Raw genomic sequence first — 25,729 nt, forward strand, 5'->3', positions numbered from 1 at the left:
GTCTTGATCTCGCCGTGACATTCACCTACCGTCCGGTAGGTAGTCAGATCGCGGCGCTGCGGTCAAGCAGGGAGGAAGCCATGTCGGCCGTCGAGAAACTTGCAGGCGAAGGCGCCCGTCGTTCGCCCTATTTCACCGAGGAGCACGAGGCGCTGCGCGATCAGGTCCGCCGCTTCGTCGAGGCCGAGATCAAGCCGCACGCCCTGAAATGGGAGGAGGACGGCTTCGTCCCGCGCGAGGTGCTCAGAAAGATGGGCGCGCTCGGCTTCTTCGGCATCCGCTACCCGGCGGAGTATGGCGGCTCGGAGATGGACACGCTCGCGACGGTGGTGCTGGCGGAGGAGCTGGGACGCTCGACCTTCTCAGGCGTCGCCATCACCGCGTTGGTTCACACCGACATGGCCTCGGTCCACATCGCCAATGCCGGCTCGAAGGCGCAGCGGGACAAGTACCTCCCGGCCATCATCGCCGGCGAGAAGATCGTCGCGGTCGCCGTCACCGAGCCGGACGCCGGCTCCGACGTGAAGGGCATCCGCACCACCGCGCGGCGCGAGGGCGATCAATACATCCTCAACGGCGCCAAGATGTTCATCACCAACGGCGTCCATGCCGATCTCTACTGCGTTGCAGCCAAGACCGACCCGGCGGCTAAGCCCTCGCAATCGGTCTCCATCTTCCTCGTCGAGAAGGGCACGCCCGGCTTCACGGTCTCGCGTGCGCTCGACAAGCATGGCTGGCGCTCCTCGGATACCGCCGAGCTCTCCTTCGTCGATTGCCGCGTGCCGGCCGAAAACCTGCTCGGGCAGGAGGGGCGCGGCTTCTACGCGATCATGAGCAACTTCCAGAACGAGCGCACGGTCATCGGCGCCATGGCGATCGGCGAGTCGCAGGCTGCGATCGACCTGACGCTGGACTATGTGAAGACGCGAAAAGCGTTTGGCGCGCCGCTTTGGGAGAAGCAGGCGATCCGCCAGCGCCTCGCCGAGCTCGCCGGCAAGGTCGAGGCCGGGCGCCAGCTCGTCTACCACGCCGCCTGGCTGGACGCGCAGGGCTTCGACGCCACCCGCGAAGTCTCGATGGTCAAGGCCTACTGCGGCGAGCTGGTCAACGAGGTCATGTATGACTGCCTGCAGTTCCACGGTGGGATGGGCTATATGCGCGAAAGCGCGATCGAGCGCATGACCCGCGACGCCCGCGTCCAGTCCATCGGCGGCGGCGCCACCGAGGTGATGCTCGAAGAGGTCGCGAAGCGGCTGTGAGTGTCGCGGCGGACAAGGACGCGACCCGGGCCGAGGGCGGCTCGCGCCGCCAGATCCTCGACCACGCCGCGCGGCTGCTGCGCAATGGCGGCTACCACCAGACGACCTTGCGCGAGATCGCCGAGGCGGTCGGCATCCGCAAGGCGAGCCTCTACTACCACTTCGCCTCGAAGGAGGAGATCGTCGAGGCGGTGGTGAATGACGGCGTCCGCTTTGTGCATGAGGGTGTCGTCGCCGCATTGGCTGAGACGGAAGGCGCGGCTCCGCGCGTGCGGCTGGAGGCGGCGATCCGCGGGCATCTGGCGGCGCTGCATGGCCATGGCGACTACACCAGCGCCAGCATCAAGGTCTTCAATTTCGGCGCTGTGCCTGCGCCGGAGAGCGTGCGCGCCGTGCGCCGCGCCTATGAGGAGGTCTGGCGGCGCCTGATCGCCGAACTGCAGCAGGCTGGTGCGCTGCCGGCGGAGCGCGCTCCGGACGTCCTGCGCAATTTCCTGCTCGGCGCCCTCAACGGCTCGACCGACTGGTACCGGCCGGACCGTCACGACATCGCGACGCTGGCGCGCGAATTCGCGGCACTGATCTCGCCTGCGGGCGCTTGAGCGTTTCGTCCCCAACGCAGGGGCGGCCGGCGCGGAACGACTGGCGATGCCCGGGCAGCTTGCTACGATGGCGGCGTGACCGCCGCTGTCGAGGCGGCTCAGCCTAGAGGATTTGCCAGCCGATGCGTGCCTTCTACCACCCCGACCAGGCGCTCCATGATCCCCAGCAATATATGCGCTTCGGCAAGGTCGTCGCGCCCAAGGACCTGCCGGAACGGACGGAAAAGCTGCTCGGCGCATTGGCGAAGCATGGCATCACTCCGGAGCGGCCGGCGGAGCATGGCGTCGAGCCGATCCTGAAGATCCATGACGAGGGCTTCGTCGATTTCCTGCGGAGTGCCTGGCGGCGCTGGCAGGAGCTTCCGTCGGAGCGTGGTCCGGAGGTCTGGCCGAACACCTTCCCTTATTGGAGCGGGCGTCCGGACGAAGATGTCCGCCCGCCTTGCCGCCCGACCGGCTTCATCGGGCAGCTCGGCTGGTATCTCGGCGATCTCTCCGTGCCGATCGGTGAGCATTGCTGGCATTCGACTTTGCGCTCGTCCGAGACCGCCGTGTCCGGCGCCGACGCGATCCTTGCCGGCGAGCGCGCGGTTTATTCGCTGTGCCGTCCGTCCGGCCATCATGCCCGCGCCGATCGCGCCTCGGGCTTCTGCTACGTCAACAACACGGCGATTGCCGCCCAGCGCCTGCGCTCGACATTCGGCAAGGTCGCGATCCTCGATGTCGACGCCCATCACGGCGACGGCACGCAGCAGATCTTCTATCGCCGCGACGATGTGCTGACGATCTCGGTCCATGCCGACCCGGCGAACTATTATCCCTTCTACACCGGCTATGACGACGAGCGCGGCAATGGCCCGGGCGAGGGCTTCAACCTCAACCTGCCGCTGGCGCATGGCGCGGGCGGGGCGGAGATGCAGGCGGCGGTCGACCGCGCCGGCAAGGCGATCCGCGATTTCGGGGCTGAGGTGCTGGTCGTGGCGCTCGGCTACGACGCCCATAAGGACGACCCGATCGGCGTGCTGAAGCTGGAAGCGAGCGATTTCGGTACGATTGGCCGGCAGGTGAAGGGCTTCGGCCTGCCGACGCTGGTCGTGCAGGAGGGCGGCTACGCCATCGAGGCGATCGGCGACTGCCTCGACGCGTTCCTGGGCGGGTTCAAGGGATAACGCGCCGGCGTCACGTCGCCAGGTAGTCGTGCAGCACCCGGCCATAGGGCAAGGTGAAGTCGACGACCTGGTGGCGGGCGCTCACGATCCGGCGCACCGGAAAATCGGCGACCCGGCAATTGACGTGAGGGATGAGGTGTAGCCTTGCCTCGCCCTCCCAGGCACCATGCACGGTGATGTCGGTGAGGTTATAGCCGACGAGCTGCGCGATTTTCGGCGAGCCGTCGACATCGGGAAGCAGCTTCAGGTTGACGTTCAGGCCGGCGATGCCGTCGCGAACCTTGTCGAGCTGGTTCTCGAGGCTGCGGTGCTTGTAGGTCATCGTGCCCATGGCCACGCGCTCGCCGTCATAGTGCAGCGTGCCGGTCAGCGTGTCCTTCATGACCTTGAGCCGCGGCACGCCGTATTTCTTGGGGAAGCCCCAGATCTCGCGTCCGCCGGTGATGGGCGGCTCGTCGTCGAGATACATCTGGACGGAGAAGTTGCAGGGCTCGTCCTTGTAGAGCGCGCGGATGCCGGTGCCGCTTTCCTCGTAATCGCCGAAACCGGACGAATCCGGCATTTTCATCCACTCGTAGAAGACGAGGTTGCCGGGCGCGGGCTCGAGCGGCTCGGGCAGTGCCGCGCGGATCACCTCCGGGTCGGTTTCATAGGTGATGATCAGGTATTCGCGCTTGATGAAGCGGTTCGGCGGATGCGGGTAGCTCGGGCTGAAGACCGGCATCGACGGCGCTTTGAGGATCTCGTCCCGGTTCATGCTGGTCGCTCCTTCTCGAAATCAGCCGCAACTCTGGCAGGGGCACTGCGACAGATTGATGGTGACCGGACGAAACGGGAAGCCCCTCCTCACGGCTCGCGCAAAAATGGCCCTCCACCCCGAGACCTGTTGTTGGGGGTGAAGGGCGTGTTTCTCGAACGGCCTCTCAGATCGCAGCCTCGATCAGGAACGGCCCCTTCTTGGCCAGCGCGGCCTTGAACAGGCTGGTGAACTCCTCGGCCGTGGTGGCGCGGGCGGCTTCCACGCCCATGCCCTTGGCCATCATCACCCAATCCAGCGCCGGCTCGTCGATATTGAGCATCTGCGTGGCGTTGCGGCCGAAATCATTGACGCCGACGGCGCGCATCTCGCCATGCAGGATCTGGTAGGTCCGGTTGGCGAAGACGACGGTGACGATGTCGAGATTCTCGCGCGCCTGCGTCCATAGCCCCTGCACCGTGTACATGCCGGAGCCATCGGCCTGCATGCCGATGACCTTGCGGTCGGGGCAGGCCACGGCCGCGCCGACGGCGAGCGGAATGCCTTCGCCGATCGCTCCGCCGGTGAGCTGGATATAGTCGTGCTGCGGCGCGCTGTGGCAGTCGAAATAGAACATCCGGCCGGAGGACACCGATTCGTCGCAGATGATGCAGTTCTCCGGCAACAGCGTCGAAACGATGCTGCAGACCTTGTCGGCATCGAGCGGGCCGGTCGGCAGGCCGGGCTGCTCCTTGCGCGGCGGCGCGATGAAGGCCGGCGCCGTCTTCGTCGCGCCCATCTCCTCGGCGAGAGCGGTGATCGCGGCAGGCAGATCGTCGCCGGGCTGCGCCAGCGCCGTGACTTCGCAACCGTCATGGACGAGCCGGCCCGGCTTGCCCGGATAGGCGAAGAAGCCGACGGGAGTCTGCGCGCCGACCAGCACGAGATAGTCGACGTCCTTGAGCTGCTCGAGTGCCTTGTCGATGGGATAATGGATCTTGGGGATCGCGACGCGGCCGGCGCCGCGCTGGATGCGCCCGTTCGACATCTGGGCGAAGATCTGCGCGCCCGTCGCGGCGCAGATGCGTGCGGCCATTTCCATCGGCTTCTCGCGCAAGGCGAGGCCCGTCAGCATGATCGCGGCGCGCGCGCCATGCTGGCGCAGGCCGGCCGCAACCTCGCGGATCGTGGCGGCATCGACGCTCTTCAGCGCCGGCAGCTTAACCGGCTTCAGCGCGGCGGGCTCGACGCTGTTCCAGGCGCAATCGGCCGGCAGGATGACGGTGGTGACGCCGGGCAGCGTCAGCGAGGCGACATAGGCTTCCTCGATCGCCGGGCCGACATCCTCGGCCGAAGCGATGCGGCGCACGAAATGCGACATCGGATGCGCCAGCGATTCGATGTCGCTGGTCAGCGGCGCATCATGGACGAGGTGGTAGGTGGCGTGATCGCCGACGACGTTGATCATCGGCGTGCGGGCGCGCCTGGCATTGTGCATGTTGGCGAGCGCGTTCGCCATGCCCGGCCCGCAATGCAGCAAGGTGGCGGCCGGCTTGTCGGCCATGCGGGCATAGCCATCGGCGGCGCCGGTCACCACGCCCTCGAACAGGCCGAGCACGCAGCGCATCTGCGGCTTGCGGTCGAGCGCTGCCACGAAATGCATCTCCGAGGTGCCGGGATTGGCGAAACAGACATCGACATCGTTGACCAGCAGCGTGTCGCAAAGGCGGTCGGCGCCATTCATCCCGGAAACCTCGAAGGCTGGAAGAGAACAGAGGCGATGTGCCTCGGACGGTGAGGGGAGGAAATTGCGCAGCCTGTGTCAAACGAGAGAATGTCATGGCTTCCCCAAGCGGCTGTGATCGGCGGCTTGACGGTTTTGCATAGGCATTTAACCTGATTTGGAACGAAGGTTGCATCCGGCCGCGAGCTCTGGCGTCGTGGATGACGGGTCAGTCAAAAAGCAGGGGAAGGGTTTCCATCATGGCAGTCTTCAAGCGCGTCAGTGCCGGCCTCGGCTTCGGCCTCGCGGCGCTCCTGGCGGCGGGCGCGGCCCAGGCGCAGACGAAGGTCGCGATCGGCATTTCCGGCTGGACCGGCTTCGCGCCGCTGGTGCTCGCCAAGGAGGCCGGCATCTTCGCCAAGAACGGCCTCGACGTGACGATCAAGAAGATCCCGCAGAAGGACCGCCACCTCGCCATCGCCTCCGGCGACATCCAGTGCGCCGCGACCACGGTCGAGACCTGGCTGGTCTGGGACGCCGCCGGCATCAAGACGAAGCAGATCTTCCAGCTCGACAAGAGCTACGGCGCCGACGGCATGGTGACGCGCAACACCACGGCCTCGATCAAGGATCTGAAGGGCAAGACGGTCGCGGCCTCGGCGCCGGGTACCTCGCCCTATTTCGCCCTGGCCTGGATGCTCAAGGAGAACGGCCTCTCCGTGAAGGACGTGAATGTCGTCAACATGGAGCCGGGTCCGGCGGCGCAGGCCTTCATCGCCGGCCAGAACGATGCGGCGCTGACCTACGAGCCCTATCTCTCGGCCGTGCGCGACAAGCCCGATGCCGGCAAGATCATCGCCACCACCCTCGACTATCCGATGGTGATGGACACCTTCGGCTGCACCCCGGCCTTCCTCGCCGACGAGAAGGCTGCGGCTGCGCTGACCAAGAGCTATTTCGAGGCTGTGGCGATGATCAAGAGCGATCAGGCCAAGGCCTATGAGATCATGGGCGCGGATGTGAAGCAGACCGGCGAGCAGTTCGGCAAATCGGCAGCCTATCTGCGCTGGTCGGATGCCGAGGGGAACCGGAAGTTCTTCGCCGGTGACTGGCAGGCCTTCAACGCCAAGGCCGCAGATCTGCTGTTGGAGATCGGCCTGATCAAGGCCAAGCCCGATCTGGCCACGCTGGTCGATACGAAGTTCGTCGAAGGCAAGTGAGGCGATATTCCAGGCCTGTGCCCGCCGTCATGCTCGCCCTTGTGGCGAGCATTCACGTCTTGAACACCACCCTCGCAGAAGGAAGACGTGGATGGTCGGGACAAGCCCGACCATGACGACAGCGGCAGTCCTGCCGGATGTTCTGGAGCCCGGCTTGCACGTCATCTTCTGCGGCACGCAGGCCGGCGCCGTCTCGGCGGCGCGCGGTGCCTACTATGCCGGGCCGGGCAACAAGTTCTGGAGCGTCATCCACGAGATCGGGCTGATTCCGGAACGGTTCGCCCCGGAGCGTTTCCGGGAGCTGCCGCGCTACGGCATCGGCCTCACCGATGTCGCCAAGCTGACATCGGGGCCGGATGCGGCCTTGCGCGGCGCCCATTTCGATGCAGAAGGGCTGCGTGCGCGGATCGCCGCCCATCGCCCGCGTTATGTCGCCTTCAACGGAAAGCGTGCGGCGCAGGCGGCGCTGGGAGCGGCTGCCGGTTCAATTGCCTATGGCCTGCAGCCCGGCACCTTCGCCGGTTCGGGCATTTTCATCCTGCCATCGACCTCCGGCGCGGCTGCCGGCTTCTGGTCGATCGAACCCTGGAAAGATCTGGCGCGCGCCATGACCGGAACCGAAACCCCATGAAACCGCTCAGACCCGTCTCAGGCGGCGCGCGCGTCGGCTACGGCCTCGCCTTCTTCGCGCTCTTCGTCGCGCTCTGGTCGGTCGCGACCTTCGGCGGTTATGTCCAGCGCCTCTTCCTGGCCGATCCGCTGACCATGGTCGGCGAGGGCTGGAGCCTGATGACGCGCTACGGCTTCAGCTTCGACATCATGATGACGATCTGGCGCGTCGTCGGTGGCTTCGTCATCGCGGCGGTGGTGGCGCTGCCGCTCGGCATCCTGATGGGCGCCTACAAGCCGATCGAGGCGTTCCTCGAACCCTTCGTCTCCTTCGCGCGCTATCTGCCGGCCTCGGCCTTCATTCCGCTGCTCATCCTCTGGGCCGGCATCGGAGAGACGCAGAAGCTGCTCGTCATCTTCCTCGGCTCGGTCTTCCAGCTCATCCTGATGATCGCGGTGGCGGTCGGCGGGGTCCGGCGCGATCTGGTCGATGCCGCCTATACGCTCGGCGCCAGCGACCGCTCGGTGGTGCGCCGCGTGCTGCTGCCGAACGCGGCGCCGCAGATCGCCGAGATCTTCCGCCTCGTTCTCGGCTGGGCCTGGACCTATGTCATCGTCGCCGAATTGATCGGCTCGTCCTCCGGCATCGGCCACATGATCACCGACAGCCAGGCGCTGCTCAACACCGGGCAGATCATCTTCGGCATCATCGTCATCGGGTTGATCGGCCTGATCTCGGATTTCCTGTTCAAGGCGGTCAACCAGCGCCTGTTTCCGTGGGCCAAGCTGTGAGCAAGCTCGTCATCGACAAGGTCGGCAAGGTCTTCCCCGCGCAGCGCGGGGGCGAGCCGACGCGGGCGCTGATGCCCACCTCGCTCAATGTGGCCGACAATGACTTCATCACCATCCTCGGCCCCTCCGGCTGCGGTAAGTCGACCTTGCTGCGCATCATCGGCGGGCTGGAGACGGCGAGCGAGGGGCGCATCCTGCTCGATGGCGCGCCCGTCGCGGGGCCGGGCGCCGATCGCGGCTTCGTCTTCCAGAGTTACACGCTCTTCCCCTGGCTGACGGTGCAGCAGAACATCGCCTTCGGCCTGCGCGAGAAGAGCGTGCCGGTCGCGGAGCGCATGAAGATCGCGCGCGACTGGGCGGCGCGCGTCGGGCTTTCCAGTTTCGTGGACCACTTCCCGAAGCAGCTCTCGGGCGGCATGCAGCAGCGCACGGCGATTGCCCGCGCGCTCGCCAACGATCCGAAAATCCTCCTGCTCGACGAGCCCTTCGGCGCGCTCGACAACCAGACCCGCGCCCTGATGCAGGAAATGCTGCTCGGCATCTGGGAGCGCGAGCGGAAGACGGTGCTCTTCGTCACCCACGACATCGAGGAGGCGATCTTCGTCGGCTCGCGCGTCGTGGTGATGAGCGCGCGGCCAGGGCGGATCAAGGCCGATATCGCGGTCGATCTGCCGCATCCAAGGCCGTACACCATCAAGACGACGCCGGAATTCGTCACGCTGAAGGAGCGACTCGTCGAGGAGATCCGGGCTGAGGTCATCGCGGCCGATCCCTGAGCGAGAGCACTACCAGCGGTTGAGGTGGCTATGCTTTCCTTGCGTGATGTGTGTGCTTTGCCTGCGCTGTCATGACGCAGGCGAGGGGCAGCCTTGCGCGCAAATGGAGTTACGGCGACAATTTCCCTTGCCATCTTTTGAACAACAAGGGGGCACTGCCAATGGTGGGGCCAATGCGTTCACTGGTTGCAAGAATGCTGTCGCGGCTGGCGATCGAGCCGCGGATCGATGTGGTTTTCCCCGATGGAACGTTGCAATCCGTCGGACGAGGTTGCGCACCGCGATTGCGGATGCGGATTGTCGATACGCCTACGGAACTCAAGCTCGCGCTCAATCCCGAGCTCGCTTTGGGCGAGGCGGTGATGGACGGGCGCGTCGTCGTCGAGCAGGGCTCGCTCTACGATCTGCTCGATGCGCTGGTGGCCGCGGTGCACAAGGCGCGCCCGCAAGGCTGGGGCAAGACGCTCGACGGCCTGCGGACAGCAGTGCGCCGCTTCCACCAGCACAATACGCCGACATTGGCGAAGCGGAATGTCGCGCACCACTACGATCTGAAGAGCGATTTCTTCAAGCTCTTCCTCGATCCGGACATGCAGTACTCCTGCGCCTATTTCGCGCGGCCGGAGATGACGCTTGCCGAGGCGCAGCTTGCCAAGAAGCGCCACATCATGGGCAAGCTCGATCTGCAGCCGGGCCAGCGCGTGCTCGATATCGGTTGCGGCTGGGGCGGCATGGCGCTCTCGATAGCGGGAGAGACCGGCGCGTCCGTGACCGGCATCACGCTCTCTGAGGAGCAGCTTGCCATCGCGAAGCGCCGCGGAGCCGAGTCGGGCCTGCCCGTCGAGTTCCGCTTGCAGGACTATCGTCACCTGACCGAGAGCTTCGACCGCATCGTTTCGGTCGGCATGTTCGAGCATGTCGGCGTCGGCTATTACCGCGACTATTTCCGCAAGGTCCGCGAATTGCTGACCGATGATGGTGTCGCGCTGATCCACACGATCGGCCGCAGCTCGCCGCCGGGCGCGACCAACCCCTTCATCGCCAAATACATCTTCCCGGGCGGCTATATTCCCGCGATGTCGGAGGTGGCGGCCGCGATCGAGAAGGAGGGTCTCGTCATCACCGATGTCGAGGTCCTGCGCATCCATTATGCCGAGACGCTGAAGGCCTGGCGCGAGAACTTCCTCGCCCGGCGCGACGAGGCGGTGGCGATGTATGACGAGCGCTTCGCCCGGATGTGGGAGTTCTATCTCGCCGCCTCCGAAGCGAGCTTCCGGCACGACGATCTGGTGGTGTTCCAGTTCCAGCTCGCGAAAAAGCTCGACGGCCTGCCGATCACGCGCGGCTATATCGAAGAGCGCGAGGGCGAGCTTGGGCGCAAGCCTGCGCAGGCGAAGGTTGCCGAGCCGGCCTAGCCCGGCTCCGGTCCGACATAGCGGGCGCGAGGCCGGATCAATCGTCCGGTTTCGCCCTGTTCCAGCGCATGCGCGATCCAGCCGGCGCAGCGCGCCGCGGCGAAGATCTGGAACGATAGATCCGGGGCGAGGCCGAGTTCGCTCGCGATCGCCGTCAGCACGAAATCGATATTCGGCTCCTCGCCGGTCAGCGTCGTGACGGCCCGGCGCGTCTCCTCATAGGCCGGTGGTAGCGAGAAGGCCGTGAGTAGCGCCCGCGCCCGCGCATCGCCATCGGGGTACAGAGGGTGGCCGAAGCCGGGCAGGGGCATGCCGGTCGCCAGCCGCGCCGAGACCGCCATTTCCACGCCTTCGCTTGCGATCTCGCGCATCAGTCCGAGCACGCGCGGCGTCATCCCGCCATGCAGCGGCCCGGACAGCGTCGCGAGCCCCGCCAGGATGCAGGCGGCCAGCGAAGCGCGCGTCGAGGCCGCGACCCGGACAGAGAAGGTCGAGGCGTTGAGCTCGTGGTCGGCCAGCAGCACGAGCGCGCGGCGGATCAGATCGGCGCCGCGTTCGTCGCAGCCCCAGGCCAGCGCCAGCCGGTGATGGATCGGCCCCTGTCCCGGCCGCCCGGCGATGGCGTCGACGAGCGAGTCGATCACGGAAGCGGCTTCCAGATAGAGCGCCTTCTTCGTCCGGCCGGCCATGGCCGGGTCGCTGGCGGCGCGGGCGGCGATCACCGCGAACATCCGCTGCCGCGCCGGCGCTTCCGGCACGATCGTGAACAGCGGCGGAAAGCGCTGCGAGCCGCAATCCCAGAGCAACCTTGCGACATCCTCCAGCTTCGCCGTCTCGGCCAGCTTTTCCGCATCCTGCCCGCGATACCAGAGCTTGCCGCGCTGGATCGTGGCGATGCCCGAAGCCAGGATCGGCTCGCCGAAGGCGATCGTGTCCTCGGCGATTGTCGCGGGCTTGCGCCCCCGCGCCTTGCGATGCTCCAACCGCACCACATCCTCGGCCCGGTAGAGGCGCCGACGCGAGTCGCCCGCATCGCCGCGCGCCTCGATCAGCCCGCGGCTGACATAGGCATAGAGCGTCTGCGGCTTCAGCCCGAGCCGCTGCATCACCTGTTGCGCCGTCAGCCAGTCGGTCATCGAAAAATACATTGATTATATTGTTCAAGATTGATTCTACTGGTGAAGCTATCAATCTTCAAGGCCTCAGATGTTGAGGAGAACCGCCATGTCCGATGGCCTTGAAGATGTCGTTGCCGCCCATACCGTGCTCTCGGAAGTCGATGGAGCGGCGGGCCGGCTGGTAATGCGCGGCCACAGCCTGGATGAGCTCGCGGGCCATACCTCCTTCGAGGAGATGGCCGCGCTGATGCTTGACGGCTTCGTGCCGGACCTGCCTGCGATGAAGGATCTGCCGGCGGCGCTCGGCGCGGCGCGTCAGGACTTGTTCGAGACGGTCGTTCAGAAGGCAGCCGTCCCAGTGACGCTCGGACCGGTCGAGATGATCCGGGCGATGACGGCGCTGATTCCGGATGGCGAGGATGTCGGCACGGTGCTGCGGCTGCTGGCGGCGCCGGCCGTCTTCACGGCTGCGTCCTTGCGACTTCGGCAAGGTCTTGCGCCGGTCGCGCCCGATCCGTCGCTTTCGCAGGCCGCCGATACGCTGCGCATGCTGACCGGCGAGGCGCCGACCAAGCAGCAGGCGGCCGCGCTCGACACCTATCTCGTCACGGTCGCCGATCACGGCCTCAACGCCTCGACCTTCGCCTCCCGCGTCGTCGCCTCGACACGCGCCGGGCTGGTCTCGGCCGTGCTGGCCGGCATCGGCGCGCTCAAGGGTCCGCTCCATGGCGGCGCGCCCGGTCCGGTGATCGAGATGCTCGATGCGATCGGTTCGCCCGGCAATGCCCGAGCCTGGCTGGAAACCGCACTTGATCGCGGCGACCGGCTGATGGGCTTCGGCCACCGCATCTACCGCGTCCGCGATCCGCGCGCCGATGCGTTGAAGGGCGCGATCCGCCGGCTCGGCGCCGATAGCGGGCGCCTCGCGCTGGCCGAGGCGGTCGAGCAGGCGGCGCTCGCCATCCTGCGCGAGCGCAAGCCCAACCGCACGCTGGAGACCAATGTCGAGTTCTACACCGCGCTCTTGCTGGAGGCGCTCGGCTTCACGCCGGATTCCTTCACCTGCGTCTTCGCGCTGGGACGGACGACGGGCTGGCTCGCCCATGCCAAGGAGCAGATCGCCGGCGGCCGGCTGATCCGTCCGCAATCGGTCTATGTCGGCCCGCAGCCGCGTCAGGCGGCGTAGGTTCAGGTAGGGCGCGGGGAACCCTTCTCCCGTGTGGGAGAAGGGCAGGGATGAGGGCCTGCCCTTGCCGGACAAAACCGCAGCGGTACCGTTGCCTTCCGATAATGAGCGGCGGTCCCTCACCCCTACCCCTCTCCCATCCGGGAGAGGGGATCCCGCGCTTATCTATGATGCGGTCAGCCACACGGCGTAGAGTTCTGCCTCGCTGCCGCTCACCCCAAGTTCGACATGCCTCGACGCGTCAAGGATCGCGCTGTCGCCGGCTGCCAAGCTCACGCGGTTCACCAGCCAGTCGCTCTTGCGGGCGAGCAGCACCAGCAGGCCCTCGCTCGCGGGGAGCGAGCCTTCTCCCGACAAGCGCTCGACCCGGTGCCGCCAGCGGCCGCGCCGGCTCATCACATTGAGATCGTCGATCGCCCCGTTCACTAGAACCCCGTCCACCGCCCGGTCGGCGGCGAAGAAGAACGGCGGGGTGGTGCGGTCGAGTGAAACCGTCTCGCCGTCGCCGAAAGCCAGCCGAATGCCGTTGCCGCTCAGCACGCACAAGGTCCGATCGATGCCGGGGAAGGACGAGAACGGACCATCTGCGCCCACATGGGCCATCGATATCCGCCAGTCGAAATCACCGAGCGAGGCGCCTTCAGGCGCGACCGCGATTTCGGTCGTGGTCCCGCCGCCGTTCTTCCACGGCATGACCTTGCAATCGGCAGCGCGGATGATGCGCATGATATGATCCTCGACAGGTGAGCGCGTCGCAACCGCCGTCATTGCGAGGAGCGAAGCGACGAAGCAATCCAGGGGGAGACGTCGAGCGCTGCCGCCCCTGGATTGCTTCGCTGCGCTCGCAATGACGGGTGGGCTCAGCCCAAAATCCCCGGCAGGTTGAGCCCCTTCTCGCGGGCGCAGTCCAGCGCGATGTCGTAGCCGGCATCGGCATGGCGCATTACGCCGGTCGCCGGGTCGTTCCAGAGCACGCGCGAGAGGCGGGCGGCTGCGTCGTCGGTGCCATCCGCGCAGATCACGACGCCCGCATGCTGCGAGAAGCCCATGCCGACGCCGCCGCCATGGTGCAGCGAGACCCAGGTCGCGCCGGAGGCCGTGTTGAGCAGGGCGTTGAGCAGCGGCCAGTCGGAGACCGCGTCCGAGCCGTCCTTCATCGCTTCCGTCTCGCGGTTCGGCGAGGCGACCGAGCCGGAATCGAGATGATCGCGGCCGATCACGACCGGCGCCTTGAGCTCGCCGGTCCTGACCATCTCGTTGAAGGCGAGGCCGAGCCGGTGGCGGTCGCCGAGGCCGACCCAGCAGATGCGCGCCGGCACGCCCTGGAAGGCGATGCGCTCGCGCGCCATGTCGAGCCAGTTGTGCAGATGCGTGTTGCCGGGCGTCAGCTCCTTCACCTTGGCATCGGTCTTGTAGATATCTTCCGGATCGCCCGAGAGCGCGGCCCAGCGGAACGGGCCGATGCCACGGCAGAACAGCGGGCGGATATAGGCCGGCACGAAGCCCGGGAAGGCGAAGGCGTTCTCCAGCCCCTCATCCTTGGCGACCTGGCGGATGTTGTTGCCGTAGTCGAAGACGGGCAAGCCCATCTCCTGGAAGGCGATCATCGCCTCGACATGCTCGCGCATCGAGGCGCGCGCCGCGGTCTCGACCGACTTCGGATTGGCTTCGCGCGCCTGTTTCCACTGGCCCATGGTCCAGCCCTTCGGCAGGTAGCCGTTGATCGGGTCATGGGCCGAGGTCTGGTCGGTGACCATGTCCGGGCGGATGCCGCGGCGGACCATCTCTGGCAGGATCTCGGCGCAGTTGCCGAGCAGGCCGACCGACTTCGCCTCGCCGTTCCTGGTCCAGCGGGCGATCATCTCCAGCGCCTCGTCGAGCGTCTCGGCCTTTTCGTCGAGATAGCGGGTGCGCAGGCGGAAATCGATCGAGTCCGGATTGCACTCGACGGCGAGGCAGGAGGCGCCGGCCATCACCGCGGCGAGCGGCTGGGCGCCGCCCATGCCGCCGAGGCCGCCGGTCAGGACCCATTTGCCCTTGAGATTGCCGCCATAATGCTGGCGCCCGGCCTCGACGAAGGTTTCGTAGGTGCCCTGCACGATCCCTTGCGTGCCGATATAGATCCATGAACCGGCCGTCATCTGGCCGTACATCGCGAGACCCTTCTTATCGAGCTCGTTGAAATGGTCCCAGGTCGCCCAATGCGGCACGAGGTTCGAGTTCGCGATCAGCACGCGCGGCGCATCCTTGTGGGTGCGGAACACGCCGACCGGCTTGCCGGACTGGACGAGCAGGGTCTCGTCGGCTTCAAGCTGGCGCAGCGCCGCGACGATGCGGTCGAAATCCTCCCAGGAGCGGGCGGCCCGGCCGATGCCGCCATAGACGACCAGCTCATGTGGGTTCTCGGCGACGTCCGGGTCGAGATTGTTCATCAACATGCGCAAAGGCGCCTCGGTCAGCCAGCTCTTGGCAGTGAGCTCGGTGCCGGTCGCGGCGCGGATGGTGCGGGTGTTGTCGAGGCGGGTCATGAGCGGCTCCGTTCGAGGGCAGCGGCCGCGCCGAGGGCGGCTTCGATGATGGCGAACAAGGCAATCTGCAGGCTCGCGGCCTTCGTCGCGTCGAAGGCCCAGGGCGCGGCTTCCTTGGTGAGATAGGCCGAGAGCGCGATCTCCATCTGCAGCGCATGGACGCCCGCGAAGGGGCGTCCGTAATGGCGGGTGATCCAGCCGCCCTTGAAGCGGCCGTTGAGGATCTGCGTGAAGGGCTGGCCGGCCATGGCGGCGACGGCCGCCCGCTCGACCCCAGGTGCGCAGCTTTCGCCGGAATTCGTGCCGAGATTCAGCGTCGGCAGCGTGCCTTCGAACAGGCGCGGGATCTCCGATTTGATCGAGTGGCAGTCCCAGAGCACGCAATAGCCGTGCTCGGCCTTCACCCGCGCGATCTCGGCAGCCAGCGCCTGATGATAGGGCTGGAAATAGGCCACACTGCGCCGCTCGATCTCGGTGGCGTCCGGCGCATTCTGCCAGATCGGCGCGCCGTCGAAGGTCGTGCTCGGCACGAGTTCGGTCGTCGCCTGACCCGGATAGAGCGAGACGCCAGCCGGGTCGCGGTTGAGGTCGATGACGAAGCGCGAAAGCTGCGCCTCGACGATGGTGGGCTGGAAGGGCGCAGCGAAGCCGTAGAGCCGGCGCATATGCCAGTCGGTATCCTCGACCAGCTTGCCGCGCTCGTTGAGCTGCGCCGCGACTTCCGGGGGCAGGGCCGTACCGGGATGCGGCATCGAGAGGATGAGCGGGGAGGAACCCCGCGTGACGGTGACGATGTCGGTGATCACGCCTCGAACTCCGCAAAGCTGTCGAGGCCGGCAGCCTTGCCGATGGCGCCGGAGAGCACGAGCTCGGTCGCTGCCGCGAGATCGGGGGCGAGGTAACGGTCCTCGGTCAAGGGCGCGATCTTGTCGCGGAGCAGGGCGAGCACCGGCTCCAGCCGCGCGCTGGTCTTGAGCGGACGATGATGCTCGATCGCTTCCGCCGCCGCCATCAACTCGACGCCGATGATGCTGGCGGCGTTGCGGGCCATGTCGAGCAGGCGGAAGGCGCCATGCGTCGCCATCGAGACATGGTCCTCCTGGTTGGCGGAGGTGGGGATGGTGTCGACCGAAGCGGGATAGGCCTTCTGCTTGTTCTCGGAGGCGAGCGCCGCGGCGGTGACCTGCGCGATCATGAAACCGGAGTTCAGCCCGGCATCGCGGGCGAGGAAGGGCGGCAGCCCGCTCATGACGGGGTCGACCAGCAGCGCCATGCGCCGCTCGGAGAGGTTGCCGATCTCGCAGACGCCCATGGCCAGCATGTCGGCAGCGAAGGCGACGGGCTCGGCGTGGAAATTGCCGCCCGAGACGATCTCGCCCGGCCCCAGCACCAGCGGGTTGTCGGTGACGGCGTTGGCCTCGATGCCGAGCGTCGCCGCGACGCTGCCGAGCAGGCCGTGCACCGCGCCCATGACCTGCGGCTGGCAGCGCAGCGAATACGGGTCCTGCACCTTGCTGTCGCCATGGCGATGGCTCTCGCGGATCGCGCTGCCGGCGATCAGCTCGAGCAGGATTCTGGCGACGCGGATCTGGCCGGGCTGCCCGCGCAGGGTCTGGATGCGCGGGTCGAACGGCGTGTCGGAGCCCTTCAGCGCATCGACCGAGAGCGCGCCGGCGACGAGCGCTGCGTCGAAGACGCGGGCGATGGCCGCAAGGCCGGTCATGGCGAGCGTGGTCGAGACCTGCGTGCCGTTGATCAGCGCGAGGCCCTCCTTGGCGCCGAGCGCGAGCGGGGTCTGGCCGATGCGCTTCAGCGCCTCGGCCGCCGGCAGGGTCTCGCCCTTCAGGCGGATCTCGCCGAAGCCCATCAGGGCCGCGGTCATATGGGCGAGCGGGGCGAGGTCGCCTGAGGCGCCGACCGAACCCTTGGCCGGGATGACGGGCATGGCGTCGGCCTTGAGCGCGCCGGTCAGCGCCGCGATCACCACCGGCCGCACGCCGGAGGCGCCGCGCGCCAGGCTTGCCGCCTTCATCGCCAGCAGCAACCGCACCACGCCGTCTGGCAGGGCAGGGCCGGTGCCGACCGCATGGGAGAGGATCAGGTTGCTCTGCAGCTTGGCGAGGTCGGCATCGGCGATGCGCACGCTGGCGAGCTTGCCGAAGCCGGTGTTGACGCCATAGGTCACCGTGCCGGCGGCGACGATCTCCTCGACGATCTTCTGCCCCGACGCGATGGAGCTGGCGCTGTCGCCGGCGAGGCCGGCCGTGGCGCCGTCGAGGACGGCGCGCCAGTCGGTGAGGCGGGCTGCGCCCGGGTTCAGCGAAACCGTGGTCATTGTCCGTTCCAGATGCGGGTGTGAAGCGGGTTGAAGCCGATGCGATAGGCGAGCTCGGCCGGGCGTTCGATGTCCCAGATCGCGAGGTCGCAGCGTTTGCCGGTTTCGAGCGTGCCGATTTCGTCCTGAAGGCCGAGCGCGGTCGCGGCGTTTCGAGTGAGACCGGCCAGCGCCTCCTCCGGCGTCAGGCGGAAGAGCGTGCAGGCCATGTTGAGCACGAGCAAAGGCGAGGTCAGCGGCGAAGAGCCGGGATTGGCATCGGTCGCCAGCGCGATTGCCGCGCCATGCTTGCGCATCAGCTCGATCGGCGGCTTCTGCGTCTCGCGCAGGAAATAGAAGGCGCCGGGCAGCACGACCGCGACCGTGCCGGCCTGGGCCATGGCGATCACGCCGTCCTCGTCGAGATATTCGAGATGGTCGGCGGAGAGCGCACCCATTTCGGCGGCGAGCTTGGCGCCATGCAGGTTGGACAACTGCTCGGCATGGACCTTGATCGCGAGGCCCTTGGCCTTGGCGGCCTCGAACACGGTCCTGGTCTCTTCCGGCGAGAAGGCGATGCCCTCGCAGAAGACGTCGACGGCGTCGGCCAGCCCTTCCGCCGCGACGGCATCGAGCATGGGGCCTGCGACGAGCGCGGCATAGTCGCCCGAGCGGCCCTTGTATTCCGGCGGCACGGCATGCGCCCCGAGGAAGGTGGTGCGTACGGTGACCGGCCGCTCGCGGCCGATCCGGCGTGCAACGCGGAGCTGCTTCAGCTCCGCCTGATGCTCCAGCCCGTAGCCGGACTTGATCTCGACGGTGGTGACGCCCTCCGCCATCAGCGCGGCGAGGCGCCGGTCGGCGGAGGCGAAGAGCGTGTCCTCGCTCGCCTCGCGCGTCGCCTTGACGGTGGAGAGGATGCCGCCGCCGGCCCGCGCGATCTCCTCATAGGTCGCGCCTTGCAGGCGAAGCTCGAATTCGTGCGCCCGGTCGCCGCCATAGACGAGATGGGTGTGGCAATCGATCAGGCCGGGCGTGATCCAGCGACCCGCGCAATCGATGGAAACGGCGGCATCGAAAACCGGTGCCTCGCTCCGCGGCCCGACGAAGGCGATGCGCCCGTCGCGGGCCGCGATCACGCCATCCTCGATGGCGCCGTAGGGTGTGCCGACCTTGAGCGACATCGTCGCCAGCCGCACATTCGTCCAGAGCTTGTCGCAAGCCAGCGTTTCGCCCGGCGCCTTCGCCACGTCGCGTCCTCCCGCTATCCTTTGGCTGCGAGTATGCTATCTAATTGCATATGCAAATGGCAAGTGTGTAATTGCATATGCAAATAACCGATGGAGCGAAGCGGTGACCGAGACCCTGCATCTGGCCGAGGCTCTTTTGCCTGAAGGCTTTGCCAGCCATGTGAAATTGACACTGGAGCAGGGCGTGATCACGGCTGTCGAGGCCGGGGCGCCGCCGGAGCCGGGCGGCCGGAATTTCCGAGGCATCGCGTTGCCGGGCATGCCGAACCTGCACAGCCACGCCTTCCAGCGCGGCATGGCCGGACTGTCCGAGCGGCGCGGCGCGCCGGAGGATTCCTTCTGGACCTGGCGCGAGGTGATGTATCGCTTCCTCGACCGGCTCGACCCCGAGGATGTGCAGGCCATCGCGGCGCAGGCCTTCGTCGAGATGCTGGAGGGCGGCTTCACCGCGCTCGCGGAATTCCACTACCTGCACCACGACAAGGACGGCCGCCCTTATGCGAATATCGCGGCGATGGGGCAGGCGATTGCCTCAGCCGCGGCGGAAACCGGGCTCGGCCTCACGCTTCTCCCGGTGCTCTATCGTTTCGGCAATTTCGGGCAGGCGCCCGCGGTCCATGGCCAGCGCCGCTTCGTCAACGAGCGCGACGCCTATCAGCGCCTGCTGGAAGGCAGTGCCGTGGCGATCCGCGACCTGCCGGACGCGCGGCTCGGCGTCGCCCCGCATTCGCTGCGCGCGGTCGCGCTCGACGATCTCGGCTGGGTGTCGTCGCTGCGCCCGAACGATCCCGTCCATATCCATGTCGCCGAGCAGGTGCCTGAGGTCGAGGCCAGCCTGAAGATCACCGGCAGGCGCCCGGTCGAATTGCTGATGGACACGGTCCCGCTCGACCAGCGCTGGTGCCTGATCCATGCGACGCATCTGAGCGACGCCGAGCGTGACGGCATTGCCTTGAGCGGCGCGGTGGCCGGCCTGTGCCCGATCACCGAATCCAGCCTCGGCGACGGCATTTTCGACGGCATCCGCTACGCGCAAGCCGGTGGCGCCTATGGCGTCGGCAGCGATTCCAACATCCAGATCGATGCGGGCGCCGAGTTGCGCCAGCTCGAATATTCGCAGCGCCTGCGCGATCGCCGCCGTGCGCTGTTCGCGGAGGAGGAGGCTTCGACGGGCCTTGCGCTCTGGCAGGCGGCCTGCGCCGGAGGGGCTCAAGCCTGCGGCCGGGCCATCGGACGGATCGCGCCCGGACATCGCGCCGATTTCATCACGCTCGACACCGATCATCCGGCGCTTGTCGGCCGGGCAGGCGCGGAGGCGGTCGACAGCGCGATCTTCGCGGCCAACGCACTGCCTTTGCGCGATGTCGTCGTCGGTGGCAGGAGTGTCGTCGCCGAGGGGCGGCACATCGCCCGCGATTCGGTGCGCGTGCGCTTTGCCGGCGTGATGCGGCGCCTGCTCGCAGCCGCATAGGGGACAGGATGACGGAGACCCGGCTCGATGCGGTGAAGCTGGACGGCACCGGGCCGGTCTACGATCAGATCCGGCGCGCGATCCGTGATCTGGTGGTCAGTGGCGAATGGCCGCCGGGCACCGGCGTGCCGCCGGAGCACGCCCTGATGGAACAGCTCGGCGCCTCGCGGATGACGGTGCACCGCGCGCTCGTGCAGCTCGCCCGCGAGGGGCTGATCATCCGCCGGCGCCGCTCGGGCACCGTCGTCGCGAGCCCGCCCGCCAGCCACGCCATGCTCGACATTCTCTCGATCCCGGAGGAGGTGGAGCAGCTCGGCCAGGCCTATGCCCATGACGTTCTTTCGCGCAGCGATGGCCGGCCCGCCCCCGAAGTCGCCGAGCGTTTCGGCTTGAAGCGCTCGGACAAGGTCACCCATCTCGTGGTGCTGCATCGCGCCGGCGGCAAGCCGCATGTGCTGGAGGAGCGCGTCATCCACGCGGCTTCCGTGGCGGGGCTGGCGGAGGAGGATTTCGCGCAGACGCCGCCGGGCGACTGGCTGCTCAAGCACAGCCTCTGGTCGCAGGCGGAACATGCGATCAGCGCCGTCGGCGCGCAGGGCGACGAGGCCGTCCTGCTCGAGATCGCGGTCGGAGAGCCCTGCCTGCTCGTCGAGCGCCGGACCTGGAACCAGGACCGGCCGGTGACGGCGGTACGTCTGCTCTATCCCGGGCCGAGGCACCGCTTCGTCGGGCGTTTCGGCCCCTATGGCCAGGTTTAGGACGCGTTGAATTCGCTGCGGCCTTGTCGGTGCCATCGGTCATAAAAAAGGCCCGCCATGACCGGCGGGCCTTGTCTCATGAGACGGGTATCCGTCCCGGGATGGACCGAAATCAGCAGTCGTAGACCACGCGGCGGCCCCACTCGTCACGGCCATAGCAGCGTTGCGGAGTCGCGGCGCCGCCGATGATGGCGCCGCTCGCGCCGCCGATCGCCGCGCCCGCCAGAGCGCCGCCCGCACGACCTGTCGCCGCGCCGCCGATGATGGCGCCGGCCCCGGCGCCGATCAGCGCGCCCGTGCCGGCATTCTGCTCACGGGGCGTGCAGGCGCCCGCTCCAATGGCCGCACCCATTGCGACGATCAGTATCAGCTTTTTCATTCGAGTCCCTCCTCTCGAGTCCCATTGTCGAGTTCGCTTGTCGCTCGCAGCCCCAACGGCCCGGCATCGAAAATGTTCCGGCGCTGGTGGCATCGACCGGGAGACGGCATGAGAAAGGCGCGCAAAATAAGACCGTTTCAGGAACGCCCCCGTGCCCGCGAGCCGGCCGCCCAAGGCGATCGCGGAGAGCCCGGAATCGACGGAACCTTCATCCCGGAGACGAGTTGACCCAACGAGCTTGAGAGCCGTGCCCCGCTTCAGTGCAGGCGGTGCGGCCCAACCGGATGGAGCGAACAATGACCATGACCCATGTTTCTGCCAGCTCGAATCCGCTGATCGCCGGAGCCCGTGTCGCCGGGACGGATGTCTACAACACGTCGGGCGATCATCTGGGCGAGATCTACGACATCATGCTGGACAAGCAGACCGGCAAGGTCGCCTACGCCATCATGTCGTTCGGCGGCTTTCTGGGGCTCGGCGAGAAGTACCACCCCATTCCATGGAGCGTTCTCGACTACGACCCCCAGCGTGGCGGCTATGTCGTGCCTCTGACCAAGGAAAAGCTCGAGGCCGCCCCGATGTATGACAGCGAGGGCGAGCCCGACTGGGAGGACAAGGCTTACGGCAAGCGTGTCCACGATTACTACGGCACGATGCCCTACTGGATGATGTAGAGGCAGCCCAGGCGCAGGTCGCGGCGGTTGCTATCCCCCCAGCCGAACCGCCGTGGCGGCGGGATGCGGGCCGAAAGGCCCGCATCTTCCTTTTTTGGGAACCGTATTTTTCCGGCCGGGCCGGAACCAGGCACCCCCGCTCCGCGTCTGATCAGAGAGGGTTCAGTCAGCAGAGCCGCAGCGGTGCATGGCCCGCAACAGGCCGCCCTTCAATCGGGAGAGCGATATGCAGATCCGTTACGGGTATCGGATAGAACTTGTCTGCGAGCACGACATGCCACTCATGACGCTGCTCGATGTCCACCCTTCCCGCCGCCATGACCTGATGCGACCCGATGAGATGCGGGCGACGGCCTTGCGCGATCCGTCCGTCGAGATCGCTGTCAGCCAGCATCGGGACGCCTTCGGAAACATCTGCCGGCGGCTGGTTGCGCCGGCCGGTGGCATCCGGCTTGAATCAGAGGGCGTCATCCATGATTCCGGCGAGCCCGACCGTCAGAGCCCCTCGGTGCAGGAGACGCCGCCGGCGCGGCTGCCGGACGAGGCGCTCGTCTACCTGCTGGGCAGCCGCTACTGCGAGACCGACAGGCTCTGCGATCAGGCCTGGCGCCTGTTCGGCCAGGTTCCTCCGGGCTGGGCTCGTGTGCAGGCGATCACCGATTTCGTCCACAACCACCTGACCTTCGGCTACGATTTCGCGCGCAGCACCCGTACCGCTGCCGAGGCTTTCGAGGAGCGGGTCGGTGTCTGCCGCGACTTCGCCCATCTGGCGGTCGCCCTGTGCCGCTGCATGAACATCCCGGCGCGCTACTGCAACGGCTATCTCGGCGATATCGGCGTGCCGGCGAATCCGGCGCCGATGGATTTCAATGCCTGGTTCGAGGTCTTCCTCGGCGGTCGCTGGCACACTTTCGACGCCCGTCACAATGAGCCGCGCATCGGCCGCATCGTGATCGCGCGCGGCCGGGACGCGACGGATGTGGCGATGATCAGTTCCTTCGGCACGCATACGGTGCAGCGCTTCGAGGTCGTCACCGAGGAAATCGAAGAACTGCCCATGCCGCTCGCGCCGGCGATGCCGCCGCAGTTCGATGCCCGCCCTGCCGCGGCCTGAGGCATCGCTCCCGTCCGAGGCGCCTTGCGAACGGCTCCGGGCGCCCCATCTCGACCGGGCGATGCGTCATACGGTGATTGTCAACGCCCGCGCGGGCACCGTCCTCGAAGTCGGAGCCCACGCTTTTTCCGAGCGGCTGACAGCCGCCTTCGCGGCGCATGGCTCGACCGCCGAAGTCAAGCTCGTCGCGCCACGCGAATTGGACGACGCCCTGGCGCTCGCGGTCCAAACCAGCGACGCCGTTCCGGTCATCGCCGGGGGCGACGGCACGATCAACCGCGTCCTGCCGGTGCTGATCCAGGCGGCCTGCCCCGTCGGCATCCTGCCGATGGGCACCGTCAACGTGCTGGGGCGCGATCTCGGATTGTTGGGCCCGCTGGAACAGCAGGTCGCGGCGCTGTGCGAGGGTGAGCCGGTCGAGATGGATGTCGGCCGGGTCAATGACAGGCTGTTTCATTCGATCTCCGGCCTGGGCTTCTTCAGCCTGATGGCGCGCGAGCGCGAATATGCGCGCCGGCGCTTTCCCTTCAGCCGCGTCGCTGCCTTCGGCGTCGCGGCGACGCGCTCGATCCTGTTCACCCGGCCGATCTCGGTCGATATCCGCATCGGCAGCGAGCATCTCGTCGTCGATGCGGATGCGGTACTGGTCACCGTCAACCGCTTCGACGGCGCGGAATGGCGCCGCGAGCGGCTCGACGCCGGCATCTTCGAGGTCCATGTGCTGAACGCCGGCGGCCTCTATTCCCGCAGCAAGGCGGCGCTCTCGGTCGTCTCCGGTCGTTGGCGCTCCTCACGGAACCTCACCTCCTTCACCGGGGACGAGGTGGTGCTGCGGCGGCGCGACAAGCGCCGTGGCCACGTCACCTTCGATGGCGAGGTCGAGCGCAGATCCGGCTCCCTGACATACCGCTTGCTGCCGCGGGCCTTTCGCGTCATTGCCGCTCGCTCCTCGAGAGCCTTGTCGAGCGAGGCGGGTAACCGGCTCGCGTGAAGGCAATGCGACGAGGCAACGGTCCTGAGTTTATGAGAATCGACGCCCCGATGTCCCGCCCCGTACCCGGCCAGATTCCTTCTCCGCTACGTCCGCGGCTGGTCGTTCCCGTCCTCGCCGGCCTGGTCTTCGTCGCGCTGGCCGGCTTCATCGCGTCCGGCCACAGCTTCGCTTTCGACCGGAGCCTGATCCTGCTGTTCCGCGAGCCGGGCAATCCAGCCCAGCCGCTCGGCCCGGCCTGGTTCCAGGAGGCGGTGCGGGACATGACGGCGTTCGGCAGCTTCGTCGGGCTCTTCTTCATCACGACGGCTGCGGCGCTGGCGCTGTGGCTCTGCGGTTATCGCCGTCTCGCGGCCGGGCTGGTCCTGAGCGTGTTGACGGCACTCCTGGTCAGCAACGGCCTGAAGATCGCGATCGGCCGGGAGAGGCCCGACATCGTCGCCCACACCGCGCTGACCTTCACGGCGAGCTTCCCCAGCGGCCACGCCTTCCTCTCGGCCGCGACGATGCTGAGCATCGCCGGTTGTGTCGGCATCGCCTCGCGGCGCGATGACATCGCCCTGCTGTGCCTTGTCCTCGCCTGGGTGATGATCCTGCTGATCGGCCTCAGCCGCATCTATCTCGGCGTCCACTGGCCGACCGACGTGCTCGGCGGCTGGTCCCTCGGCGTCGTCTGGTCGAGCGTCGCCACGGCCTGGATCGGCCGCTGGGCGGCGGCCTCCGATCCGGGCTGACTATCGCCGGCGGGATCGTCCGGCAGCTCCGTTCAGCGCATGTCGATGGTGGCGTTGACGCCGAGATCGGGCGTCCGGCCCAGGATCTTGGCGGTGGCGAGCTTGAAGGCCACCAGCACGCCGCTGGACGGCCCCTCCCAGATCTCGGCCGAGACCGGCGTCAGCGCCAGCAGCGTGGCGTCCGGATCGTCCGGGCCGTTCGGGAACCAGGCGCTCGCCATCGGTGTCCAAACCTCCCGCAGGAGATCACGGCTCGGCAACTCGGAGGCCGAGCAGGCGATGGCCGCGTAGAAGTTGCGATCCTCATGGCTGATCGCGATCGAGACCGAAGGCGAACGCAGCGCCTCGCCGATGATCCCGGTATGACGATGCGTGATGAACAGCAGGCGGTGATGCTCCCGGTCGAGATGCCCCGACATCGGCCGCGTCCTCAGCCCGTCCTCCGCGATCAGCGACACCATATAGACCGGGTGCGCGTCGAGCGCCGCCCAGATCCGCTCCTGCAATTCCGTGTCCGGCATCGCTCGCTCCTGCACCACGCGACTATCTCATGCTGCGCGGCCGATGGAAACGCCTGGAGGAGGGCGACGTTCCATCGCGAGGGAACCTTTGCGCCGCAACAGGGGTTTGCCCTGCGCCGCGGCCTCCGCCGCCCGTTTCAGGAAAACATATGCCCGCATCGCGCAATCTGCTCGCCATTCTCGTCGTCGTTCTCGTCGCTGCCCTCGCGGTGACCGGCTATTCGCTCTACCAGGAAAAGAAGCGGCCCGAAGGGGTCGAGATCAATCTCGGAAAGAACGGTCTCTCGATCGAGAAGAAGTAGGCAGGCGCGCCGTTTTCGATCGCCTTGCGGCAGGCGGGTGGCAGGCAGTCGCGGGGGCATTGGCCTTCCGGGGGCAAAGGCGCTAACA

At 67.2% G+C, this 25,729-nt stretch carries 26 protein-coding genes; 16 read left to right on the forward strand and 10 right to left on the reverse strand.

The features are described 5' to 3' along the window. The first annotated feature begins 80 nt into the window (after positions 1 to 80). The 3 genes from GY40_RS08070 to GY40_RS08080 all read left to right on the forward strand — a co-directional run bounded on the left by GY40_RS08070 (position 81) and on the right by GY40_RS08080 (position 3,030). Positions 81 to 1,259: an acyl-CoA dehydrogenase family protein gene (locus tag GY40_RS08070; protein ID WP_038360755.1), complete on the forward strand. Its 1,179-nt coding sequence runs from the start codon at positions 81 to 83 to the stop codon at positions 1,257 to 1,259. After that, positions 1,256 to 1,861, forward strand: a complete 606-nt coding sequence (locus tag GY40_RS28470) for a TetR/AcrR family transcriptional regulator (protein ID WP_051987660.1) — start codon at positions 1,256 to 1,258, stop codon at positions 1,859 to 1,861. The genes GY40_RS08070 and GY40_RS28470 overlap by 4 nt, the downstream gene beginning before the upstream one ends. A 122-nt stretch (positions 1,862 to 1,983) precedes the next feature. Further along, a complete protein-coding gene (locus GY40_RS08080; RefSeq protein ID WP_038360758.1) occupies positions 1,984 to 3,030 on the forward strand; it encodes a histone deacetylase family protein in 1,047 nt (348 codons plus the stop codon). Between the two features lie 10 nt (positions 3,031 to 3,040). Here the strand turns inward: GY40_RS08080 and GY40_RS08085 are convergent, their stop codons facing one another. Together GY40_RS08085 and GY40_RS08090 are read right to left on the reverse strand one after the other, a co-directional pair. Next, complete coding sequence (locus GY40_RS08085) at positions 3,041 to 3,787, reverse strand: acetoacetate decarboxylase (RefSeq protein ID WP_038360763.1); 747 nt, start codon at positions 3,785 to 3,787, stop codon at positions 3,041 to 3,043. A gap of 166 nt (positions 3,788 to 3,953) precedes the next feature. Continuing rightward, on the reverse strand, positions 3,954 to 5,510 hold the full coding sequence (locus GY40_RS08090) for an acetolactate synthase large subunit (protein WP_038360766.1): 1,557 nt from the start codon (positions 5,508 to 5,510) through the stop codon (positions 3,954 to 3,956). A gap of 239 nt (positions 5,511 to 5,749) precedes the next feature. Between GY40_RS08090 and GY40_RS08095 the strand changes: the two genes are divergently transcribed. The 5 genes from GY40_RS08095 (at position 5,750) to GY40_RS08115 (ending at position 10,301) form a co-directional block, all read left to right on the forward strand. Beyond that, positions 5,750 to 6,709, forward strand: coding sequence for an ABC transporter substrate-binding protein (locus GY40_RS08095; RefSeq protein ID WP_248311123.1), 960 nt, complete (start codon positions 5,750 to 5,752; stop codon positions 6,707 to 6,709). Between the two features lie 112 nt (positions 6,710 to 6,821). Further along, entirely contained in the window at positions 6,822 to 7,340 is a 519-nt protein-coding gene (locus GY40_RS08100; RefSeq protein ID WP_038362215.1) for a mismatch-specific DNA-glycosylase, read from the forward strand. Beyond that, positions 7,337 to 8,110: an ABC transporter permease gene (locus GY40_RS08105; protein ID WP_038360769.1), complete on the forward strand. Its 774-nt coding sequence runs from the start codon at positions 7,337 to 7,339 to the stop codon at positions 8,108 to 8,110. Before GY40_RS08100 ends, GY40_RS08105 begins: the two co-directional genes overlap by 4 nt. After that, positions 8,107 to 8,886: an ABC transporter ATP-binding protein gene (locus GY40_RS08110; protein WP_038362217.1), complete on the forward strand. Its 780-nt coding sequence runs from the start codon at positions 8,107 to 8,109 to the stop codon at positions 8,884 to 8,886. Before GY40_RS08105 ends, GY40_RS08110 begins: the two co-directional genes overlap by 4 nt. 290 nt (positions 8,887 to 9,176) lie before the next feature. After that, on the forward strand, positions 9,177 to 10,301 hold the full coding sequence (locus GY40_RS08115; RefSeq protein ID WP_282568281.1) for an SAM-dependent methyltransferase: 1,125 nt from the start codon (positions 9,177 to 9,179) through the stop codon (positions 10,299 to 10,301). On the opposite strand, the gene GY40_RS08120 is transcribed toward GY40_RS08115, so the two are convergent. Continuing rightward, positions 10,298 to 11,437 carry a citrate synthase family protein gene (locus GY40_RS08120; RefSeq protein WP_038362219.1) on the reverse strand — a complete coding sequence of 380 codons (1,140 nt, stop codon included), beginning with the start codon at positions 11,435 to 11,437 and terminating at the stop codon, positions 10,298 to 10,300. The genes GY40_RS08115 and GY40_RS08120 overlap by 4 nt on opposite strands. A gap of 88 nt (positions 11,438 to 11,525) precedes the next feature. Here GY40_RS08120 and GY40_RS08125 point away from each other — a divergent pair, with 88 nt between their 5' ends. Beyond that, on the forward strand, positions 11,526 to 12,605 hold the full coding sequence (locus GY40_RS08125) for a citrate synthase/methylcitrate synthase (RefSeq protein WP_038360775.1): 1,080 nt from the start codon (positions 11,526 to 11,528) through the stop codon (positions 12,603 to 12,605). 165 nt (positions 12,606 to 12,770) lie between these two features. On the opposite strand, the gene GY40_RS08130 is transcribed toward GY40_RS08125, so the two are convergent. The 5 genes from GY40_RS08130 to hutI form a co-directional block, all read right to left on the reverse strand. Further along, a complete protein-coding gene (locus GY40_RS08130; protein WP_038362220.1) occupies positions 12,771 to 13,331 on the reverse strand; it encodes a HutD/Ves family protein in 561 nt (186 codons plus the stop codon). A gap of 134 nt (positions 13,332 to 13,465) precedes the next feature. Further along, entirely contained in the window at positions 13,466 to 15,133 is a 1,668-nt protein-coding gene (gene hutU / locus GY40_RS08135; protein ID WP_038360778.1) for a urocanate hydratase, read from the reverse strand. After that, positions 15,130 to 15,939, reverse strand: coding sequence for an N-formylglutamate deformylase (gene hutG, locus GY40_RS08140; RefSeq protein ID WP_349236401.1), 810 nt, complete (start codon positions 15,937 to 15,939; stop codon positions 15,130 to 15,132). The genes hutU and hutG overlap by 4 nt, the downstream gene beginning before the upstream one ends. Continuing rightward, the gene (hutH, locus tag GY40_RS08145; RefSeq protein ID WP_038360781.1) at positions 15,936 to 17,468 is read right to left on the reverse strand and encodes a histidine ammonia-lyase; all 1,533 of its coding nucleotides are present in this window, start codon (positions 17,466 to 17,468) and stop codon (positions 15,936 to 15,938) included. The genes hutG and hutH overlap by 4 nt, the downstream gene beginning before the upstream one ends. Further along, a complete protein-coding gene (gene hutI / locus GY40_RS08150) occupies positions 17,465 to 18,631 on the reverse strand; it encodes an imidazolonepropionase (protein ID WP_211200307.1) in 1,167 nt (388 codons plus the stop codon). Before hutI ends, hutH begins: the two co-directional genes overlap by 4 nt. A gap of 169 nt (positions 18,632 to 18,800) precedes the next feature. Here hutI and GY40_RS08155 point away from each other — a divergent pair, with 169 nt between their 5' ends. Together GY40_RS08155 and GY40_RS08160 are read left to right on the forward strand one after the other, a co-directional pair. Further along, entirely contained in the window at positions 18,801 to 20,168 is a 1,368-nt protein-coding gene (locus GY40_RS08155) for a formimidoylglutamate deiminase (RefSeq protein WP_081925262.1), read from the forward strand. Positions 20,169 to 20,176: 8 nt separating this feature from the next. Beyond that, the gene (locus GY40_RS08160) at positions 20,177 to 20,926 is read left to right on the forward strand and encodes a UTRA domain-containing protein (RefSeq protein ID WP_051987663.1); all 750 of its coding nucleotides are present in this window, start codon (positions 20,177 to 20,179) and stop codon (positions 20,924 to 20,926) included. Between the two features lie 112 nt (positions 20,927 to 21,038). Here GY40_RS08160 and GY40_RS08165 read toward each other — a convergent pair whose 3' ends face one another. After that, positions 21,039 to 21,305, reverse strand: coding sequence for a glycine zipper domain-containing protein (locus GY40_RS08165; RefSeq protein ID WP_038360784.1), 267 nt, complete (start codon positions 21,303 to 21,305; stop codon positions 21,039 to 21,041). A gap of 296 nt (positions 21,306 to 21,601) precedes the next feature. Here GY40_RS08165 and GY40_RS08170 point away from each other — a divergent pair, with 296 nt between their 5' ends. From GY40_RS08170 to GY40_RS08185, 4 genes are all read left to right on the forward strand, one after another. Then, on the forward strand, positions 21,602 to 21,979 hold the full coding sequence (locus GY40_RS08170; protein ID WP_081925263.1) for a PRC-barrel domain-containing protein: 378 nt from the start codon (positions 21,602 to 21,604) through the stop codon (positions 21,977 to 21,979). 226 nt (positions 21,980 to 22,205) lie between these two features. Next, positions 22,206 to 23,093: a transglutaminase-like domain-containing protein gene (locus GY40_RS08175; protein WP_051987836.1), complete on the forward strand. Its 888-nt coding sequence runs from the start codon at positions 22,206 to 22,208 to the stop codon at positions 23,091 to 23,093. 61 nt (positions 23,094 to 23,154) lie between these two features. Next, the gene (locus GY40_RS26510; protein WP_162737907.1) at positions 23,155 to 24,084 is read left to right on the forward strand and encodes a diacylglycerol/lipid kinase family protein; all 930 of its coding nucleotides are present in this window, start codon (positions 23,155 to 23,157) and stop codon (positions 24,082 to 24,084) included. Positions 24,085 to 24,134: 50 nt separating this feature from the next. Beyond that, positions 24,135 to 24,818 (forward strand): phosphatase PAP2 family protein, encoded by a 684-nt coding sequence (locus tag GY40_RS08185; protein ID WP_051987665.1) that lies wholly within the window; start codon positions 24,135 to 24,137, stop codon positions 24,816 to 24,818. A gap of 32 nt (positions 24,819 to 24,850) precedes the next feature. Here GY40_RS08185 and GY40_RS08190 read toward each other — a convergent pair whose 3' ends face one another. Further along, the gene (locus tag GY40_RS08190; RefSeq protein ID WP_038360790.1) at positions 24,851 to 25,339 is read right to left on the reverse strand and encodes a pyridoxamine 5'-phosphate oxidase family protein; all 489 of its coding nucleotides are present in this window, start codon (positions 25,337 to 25,339) and stop codon (positions 24,851 to 24,853) included. Positions 25,340 to 25,488: 149 nt separating this feature from the next. On the opposite strand from GY40_RS08190, the gene GY40_RS27910 reads away from it, so the two are divergent. Beyond that, entirely contained in the window at positions 25,489 to 25,641 is a 153-nt protein-coding gene (locus tag GY40_RS27910) for a hypothetical protein (RefSeq protein ID WP_166652960.1), read from the forward strand. Positions 25,642 to 25,729 lie beyond the last annotated feature (88 nt).

The organism is Allobosea sp. UNC402CLCol (assembly GCF_000745475.1).
GTDB classification, from domain to species: domain Bacteria; phylum Pseudomonadota; class Alphaproteobacteria; order Rhizobiales; family Beijerinckiaceae; genus Allobosea; species Allobosea spartocytisi.

Coding starts and splice junctions, on each gene's coding strand:
- GY40_RS08070 (WP_038360755.1), top strand. CDS start 81: ATGTCGGCCGTCGAGAAACTTGCAGGCGAAGGCGCCCGTCGTTCGCCC.
- GY40_RS08080 (WP_038360758.1), top strand. CDS start 1,984: ATGCGTGCCTTCTACCACCCCGACCAGGCGCTCCATGATCCCCAGCAA.
- GY40_RS08085 (WP_038360763.1), bottom strand. CDS start 3,787: ATGAACCGGGACGAGATCCTCAAAGCGCCGTCGATGCCGGTCTTCAGC.
- GY40_RS08090 (WP_038360766.1), bottom strand. CDS start 5,510: ATGAATGGCGCCGACCGCCTTTGCGACACGCTGCTGGTCAACGATGTC.
- GY40_RS08095 (WP_248311123.1), top strand. CDS start 5,750: ATGGCAGTCTTCAAGCGCGTCAGTGCCGGCCTCGGCTTCGGCCTCGCG.
- GY40_RS08100 (WP_038362215.1), top strand. CDS start 6,822: ATGACGACAGCGGCAGTCCTGCCGGATGTTCTGGAGCCCGGCTTGCAC.
- GY40_RS08105 (WP_038360769.1), top strand. CDS start 7,337: ATGAAACCGCTCAGACCCGTCTCAGGCGGCGCGCGCGTCGGCTACGGC.
- GY40_RS08115 (WP_282568281.1), top strand. CDS start 9,177: ATGCGGATTGTCGATACGCCTACGGAACTCAAGCTCGCGCTCAATCCC.
- GY40_RS08120 (WP_038362219.1), bottom strand. CDS start 11,437: ATGACCGACTGGCTGACGGCGCAACAGGTGATGCAGCGGCTCGGGCTG.
- GY40_RS08125 (WP_038360775.1), top strand. CDS start 11,526: ATGTCCGATGGCCTTGAAGATGTCGTTGCCGCCCATACCGTGCTCTCG.
- GY40_RS08130 (WP_038362220.1), bottom strand. CDS start 13,331: ATGCGCATCATCCGCGCTGCCGATTGCAAGGTCATGCCGTGGAAGAAC.
- hutU (WP_038360778.1), bottom strand. CDS start 15,133: ATGACCCGCCTCGACAACACCCGCACCATCCGCGCCGCGACCGGCACC.
- hutH (WP_038360781.1), bottom strand. CDS start 17,468: ATGACCACGGTTTCGCTGAACCCGGGCGCAGCCCGCCTCACCGACTGG.
- hutI (WP_211200307.1), bottom strand. CDS start 18,631: ATGTCGCTCAAGGTCGGCACACCCTACGGCGCCATCGAGGATGGCGTG.
- GY40_RS08160 (WP_051987663.1), top strand. CDS start 20,177: ATGACGGAGACCCGGCTCGATGCGGTGAAGCTGGACGGCACCGGGCCG.
- GY40_RS08165 (WP_038360784.1), bottom strand. CDS start 21,305: ATGAAAAAGCTGATACTGATCGTCGCAATGGGTGCGGCCATTGGAGCG.
- GY40_RS08170 (WP_081925263.1), top strand. CDS start 21,602: ATGACCATGACCCATGTTTCTGCCAGCTCGAATCCGCTGATCGCCGGA.
- GY40_RS08175 (WP_051987836.1), top strand. CDS start 22,206: ATGCAGATCCGTTACGGGTATCGGATAGAACTTGTCTGCGAGCACGAC.
- GY40_RS26510 (WP_162737907.1), top strand. CDS start 23,155: ATGCGTCATACGGTGATTGTCAACGCCCGCGCGGGCACCGTCCTCGAA.
- GY40_RS08185 (WP_051987665.1), top strand. CDS start 24,135: ATGTCCCGCCCCGTACCCGGCCAGATTCCTTCTCCGCTACGTCCGCGG.
- GY40_RS08190 (WP_038360790.1), bottom strand. CDS start 25,339: ATGCCGGACACGGAATTGCAGGAGCGGATCTGGGCGGCGCTCGACGCG.
- GY40_RS27910 (WP_166652960.1), top strand. CDS start 25,489: ATGCCCGCATCGCGCAATCTGCTCGCCATTCTCGTCGTCGTTCTCGTC.